We start from the raw sequence: 5583 nt of genomic DNA on the forward strand, positions 1-5583 counted from the left end.
TTAGCGACTAATCAGATCGCACAAACTGGACTGAGTTCCCTTCCTCCGGTGATCTACTATTCGGAACAGCTATTTAGCTGACTCACGTATTGCTTGCTGACAGTGTCTGCCATTCGAGACTCGAGGAACGCCTTCACATTGGCATTGGTCAGCCTGGGGAAAGCCATGAGTAGCTTGATGATGAGTGTTGTATTTAATGGTTTTCCTGTGTACTTCTCGGAATTGTTCAACCTTGCAGCTCCAACAATCATTGCACCAGCTTGGCAACTCGTAGATAGACGGGACTTTAAAAGGTAGCAGCAAACCATCTTCCAACGGGAGAGAAGTGCTATAGCGGTAAAGCCATTGGCGGACAAAGCGATTATCGTGGGTAAATACTGGACGGCCACGCTTAGGGGTAGCGATGGAATTAGTCAGTTCGGTCATTCAGTTATCTCTGGTTTGGTTGGTTTATCTCATGGGCTGTTCTCCATTGGTCAGGGTTTATTGGAAGGCAATTTTACAAAGGAAGGATCACGAGGACAAGCTGGCAGACTGTCCAAAAACAGGGGCGGTAAGAAAGAGGGTCGATAGATTTGTTCTCTCCTATGGTCAGGGTTTATTCAAATCAGCCAAGCATCGGACAGGTGATAGGCTGCCAGTGGATAGAGGCATCGACAGGAAGCCATCTCCATGATCCTCTGTGATTATCCATGGCCAGCACCTAAGCTACCCCATAGGCCAGTTATGCGATTGCTCAGAGATCGTTTGGTGCGTGTAGTGGTCAACTCATGGTGGAAGATTGAATGATGAAGCAGAGCGAGAGGAACCTGACTCCTCTTGATGTCTATAGGTTACTCGGATAGTTCCCCGCTCTCTCGCGCCTTCTTCAGCACTCGCATGACGGTAGCTCGTGACATACCAGTCATCTCCACAATGTCCCCCACTGATACGCCATTGCGCCTGAGGTCAACCATGACTTTGTGCTTGGCAACATCAGCTGTGCTTCCCCTGTACTTGCCCGCCTCCTTAGCCTTGGCAATGCCTTCAGCTTGTCGCCTTCTGCGATCCTCATAGTCTTTCCGAGCAAAGGCAGCAAGAAGTTCAAGCATCATCAGGTTCACCGCCCCAAGGATCCTCTGAGTCATGTCTGCGGCTCCAACCTGTCCCTTGTCCATAGCTCCCCAAGAGGTGGGTAGATCCAAAGCGACTATACGCACCCCTGCATCTTCAACGGCTCGTTTGAGTTGCTGCCATTCGGATTCAACTAGACGACTCAGGCGATCCACTTGCTCCAGCAGCAAGACATCTCCAGGTTGAGCGTCAGCCAGCAGACGGGTCAACTCGGGACGCTCCAAGTGTGCGCCAGATACGTTCTCCGCATACCACGCTGCTACTGTATGGCCTCGCTCTTGGGCAAAGTCTGCAAGTGTCTGACGTGCCCGTTGTGCATCTTGTTCTTGTGTACTGGCCCGCAGGTATGCCCTCACAAACATCTTTTCTCCTTGTCTCTCAGTCGTAATGTCAGTGCCGATCATTCATCAGTCATGTCTCAATCAAGTAGGCTCACTATAGTTGTCTCATTGAAGTAGGGTCAATGATTTATTTATCACTTATTGGGGCACATAAACTATGTATCGTTGATGTATACCCCATTGATACACACAAAAGACCAGAGCCAACGAGGCCCTACTAAGACGAACAGCAGGACATGCTGAAGACGAAGGAGAACAGACGAGCAGTAGGCGGCTAGGAGAGTGGCAGAAGATAGGGGGACGGGGGATAGTGGGGTGGAGGTAACGCCTTAAAAGTCCTCACGGATTTTTCCAGAATTTACCAATGGAATTCGCAAGATGTCGATTGCGAGCTTCTTGTTGTTGCCCCATCTTCAAACGGGTAACATTAAGCACATTACTTGAGCAATCATACAGGATGCAGAATGCCCAATTTCCCTGCGATTTGCGACAACTGTGGAACCGCGTTTCCATCTGGATTTGCTTTTGAAGGTAGTATCCATAATCTTTCTTTATCAGGTAATAAATCTGGTCCTTGTCCAGCTTGCGGTGGGATGGGTAGTGTCCCCGATGGGGTGTTCAATGTCTTGGGAAATGTCATCGAGATAATTGATGCGCCAAGAAAGACTGTTGAACAATTGAGTCGTTACGTAAACATACTCAATAGAGCCCAAAAGGAAAAACTAACAAGAGAGGAAGTTCAGGAACAAATTGAAAAAGAAGCTCCTGAGTTAGCCTACATCAGCGACATTCTTCCAAAAACAAGAATGGAACTTTACACCTTTCTTGGCCTACTTCTCGCTTTCCTGACAACAGTAATGACCGCAATGTCCTTGATGAAAGACGATAAAACGGTCGTCATTGAACAGCAAATCATCCTGGAACAGACAATCAACAACTTTGGCACATCACGTGCGACCCCATCTACTTCTAGGCCAGATCGTAATTACTCGGACAACCGACCCCGTGCGCAGAAAGTGGGAAGAAATGAGCCTTGTCCTTGTGGTAGTGAACTTAAGTACAAAAAATGCTGTTTAAACATGATTTAGCATTAACATGCCGTCCAATCGGCTCAACCATTGCGACACAAGTTCATCATCTCATAGGGGCACACACCGGCCCCTTCTTCTCGCACTCGCTACCCAGCAAGCTTCTACGCTTGTTCATAGCGCCTCTTCGATAGCTGCCTGCAACTTCTCGACTGCCACGCCACCGCCATACCTGTCGTAACTGATCGCCCCGTTGGTATGCCCCAAGATCGCAGCCGCATACTGAAGCGGTACCCCATGATCCTTCAACGCTGTTGCTACGGTATGCCGCAAGCTGTGGAAGTCTTTGTCTACAGGACGATGACGACTGAACCACTGCCCCCAGAGATGGCTGTAACCATCTTGTCGATGAGGTAGCTCAGGGAACAACCGTCCCCCTGCCCTTTCCTGCACAAAGCCGATAAAGCCACCAGCAATCAACGAGGAGTGAATAGGGATCAAGCGAGCACTGTTGGCCGTCTTGAGCTTCTGGTCTGGGCGGTTGTCTCTGATGTTCAGGCACCATACCTCGTCGACCTGCTGCACATCGTCTGCGTACAACTGGCAAATCTCATTGGCTCTCGCTCCGGTATACAAGCCGAGCAACGCTATCCACTTGCGGTATGGATTCTGCTCCTTCGCCCACTGGATCAACCGCTGTTTCTCCGCAGATGTGTACCCACTGCGAGCATTGACCTCTTTGACCCGCTGTAGCTTGAGCCCTGCGAAGTGATTGACGATGCCCTCGTGGTGATTGCCCAGCCAGACGAACAACAGAGAGAGCTTCTGAAGGTACTTGTTGATAGTCGTCGGGCTCTTGCCTGAGTTCAGCAATTCGTCCTTGAACTTGACCACATCGGCCTTGCTGTAAGCGGTGGGAGATCTATCCCCCAGCGACTTGATGAAGTAACCGATGTAGTTCTTCTGGTTACTAAGCTCTTTTGGTGCCCAGGAGAGCGCCTTCTCTTTCAGATAACGGTCACTCAGTTCTGAGAGTACTGGAGATGCAATGGCAGAGGGACCCACAGGGGCAGAACTGGCCGCTGAGGGTGTCTGTTGCTGTAGTCGCTGAGGCTCCGGCAGGGAGCTTGGCTGAGGTTCTGGCTGGACAGTCTCAGGCTTTACCCGAGAACGCGCACAGGCGAGCAACTGAGCCACCTTGTCACGTGCGACCAGCTTGTCCCGAGTACGGAGAGATTTCTTGATGTCCTTGCGGCGTCCACACGAAAGAACGGTCACCTTGCGGTAGTACCAGATACCTTGCGGAGAGAGCCAGAGATTCACGATGAAGACTCCTGATTCATCCACACAAAGTGGATTACCAAGAGGTCTGAAGGGGGTGATTAGCTGTAACTTATTGATTTCCAAAAACAAGTGGTGGCCCTACCAGCCACATCCCGGCACTCGAGTCCCCCGCCTTGGCTGCTACCTTCCGGTCCTGACCAGGTCGACGGGTTATCAATGCGAGAGGACCAATAGGACCACCGGCGAGGAGAATAGGCAAACTGGCCCCTCAATGCAATGGCTTTCTACCGCATCGCGAGCCGTTCGCCTTATTTTTCAACAATCTGGCCAAGGGTTCAGCTAAAGAGCATGAATTTGGCACCCACCAGCAACATGAGCAGGGCAAAGGCCTGCTTGAGCCGCCGGGGTGACATTCTGTGTGCCAGTCTGGCGCCCAGACGGGCAAACTGGGTGCTGGTGAGCACGATGCCAAGCAGGGCCGGCAGATAGATGAATCCGACGCTCCACTCGGGCAGATCGACGTCTCCCCAACCGGCATAGAGGTAGCTGAGGCTGCCTGCCAGGGCGATGGGCATGCTGCAGGCGGCGGAGGCGGCCACGGCGTTGCGCATGGGCACCGAATTCCAGGTGAGGTAAGGCACGGTCAGCGAGCCGCCACCGATGCCGAACAAGGCCGACATCCAGCCGATGACGGTGCCGGCGATCCCGGTACCAAGGGGGCCCGGCATGTGTCGCTCCGCTTTTGGCCTCAGATTGAGCCCCATCTGCAGGGCCATGGTCCAGGCGAAGCAGCCGATGATGATGTTGAGGGTGCTGGCGCTCAGCAGGTTGGCGGTCATGCCGCCGAGCCAGGCACCGACCAGCATGCCGGCGCCCAGGCGCCGAATCATCCCCCAGTCTACCGCTCCTGCCTCCTGGTGCGCACGCAGGGAGCTGAAACCGGTGAAGATCATGGTGGGCAGCGAGGTGCCGAGGGCCAGATGGGTGATGATCTCCGGCGCCACGCCCTGTGCGTGAAAACTCAGGACCAGCACGGGGACGATGATGAGGCCGCCGCCGATACCGAACAGCCCGGCCAGCATGCCCGCGAAGGCGCCCAACACCAGATAGCCCACAAACAGCATAAACATTCCTTCAATAACGAAACAGCGGTCAACTTGACCGCCATTATCCATAAGAACGGAAGGGCAGGAACATTACAGTGTAAATACTACTGTGTGTGTGAGTTGGTTGGGTGCATGGCAAGTAACGACAGCTTCTATCCACCTTGTTATCTCACCCACATGCCCATAAATCGCATTAAACCTATCATTAACGCTGTTCGTGTCAACATCTGATACTTATACGATAAAAAAGTTTACACAACTCTTCGAACGTCTTCCTCTGATTACTGAGGTCATACTACACCAGTTCTGAAGTCTCGGGGCTGTGATGATGAAAATCTAAGGTGGCTTTTAGCTTCATTGTTAGCTCATTCCCTGAATCGCCACCAGTGATTTAGACACTTCCCAGCCGTTCTTACTAGAGCTCTTCAGCGTGAGCAACTCAAAAGCACAGGAACACATAGTGATCCCAAACAAGTCTGATTTTGTTATAGTCAGGTCGTGCTCTTATGTTATTGTTTTTTTAAAATTATTTATATAAATCTTTAATGATAAGGCGTAATTATGAAAGCGAACTCTGACCTAATTCATTATTCAAGAGCTGGCGATATTTTTCACTATAGATGGGCAGTAAAAAGGTATCTATTCACCAGGACGGGGTTGACGGCATCAGTTCTGCCGGGATGGGATAATCTGTCTTCTCGATGCACGCCC

At 51.5% G+C, this 5583-nt stretch carries 4 protein-coding genes and 1 other RNA gene; 1 reads left to right on the forward strand and 4 read right to left on the reverse strand.

Going from position 1 to position 5583, the window contains the following annotated elements; genetic code table 11:
* Window positions 1–833: 833 nt before the first annotated feature.
* Complete coding sequence (locus PG892_RS21335; protein WP_064341587.1) at window positions 834–1475, reverse strand: recombinase family protein; 642 nt, start codon at window positions 1473–1475, stop codon at window positions 834–836.
* 443 nt (window positions 1476–1918) lie between these two features.
* Between PG892_RS21335 and PG892_RS21340 the strand changes: the two genes are divergently transcribed.
* Window positions 1919–2542, forward strand: a complete 624-nt coding sequence (locus PG892_RS21340) for an SEC-C metal-binding domain-containing protein (RefSeq protein WP_124245254.1) — start codon at window positions 1919–1921, stop codon at window positions 2540–2542.
* Window positions 2543–2656: 114 nt separating this feature from the next.
* On the opposite strand, the gene PG892_RS21345 is transcribed toward PG892_RS21340, so the two are convergent.
* The 3 genes from PG892_RS21345 to PG892_RS21355 form a co-directional block, all read right to left on the reverse strand.
* A complete protein-coding gene (locus PG892_RS21345) occupies window positions 2657–3805 on the reverse strand; it encodes a site-specific integrase (protein WP_216987395.1) in 1149 nt (382 codons plus the stop codon).
* A gap of 97 nt (window positions 3806–3902) precedes the next feature.
* Window positions 3903–3999: signal recognition particle sRNA small type (ffs, locus tag PG892_RS21350), an RNA gene on the reverse strand.
* A gap of 102 nt (window positions 4000–4101) precedes the next feature.
* Window positions 4102–4890: a sulfite exporter TauE/SafE family protein gene (locus PG892_RS21355; protein WP_045524789.1), complete on the reverse strand. Its 789-nt coding sequence runs from the start codon at window positions 4888–4890 to the stop codon at window positions 4102–4104.
* Window positions 4891–5583: the final 693 nt, after the last annotated feature.

The sequence above is a fragment of the Aeromonas sp. QDB68 genome, assembly GCF_027707405.1.
Taxonomy (GTDB): Bacteria; Pseudomonadota; Gammaproteobacteria; order Enterobacterales; family Aeromonadaceae; genus Aeromonas; species Aeromonas caviae.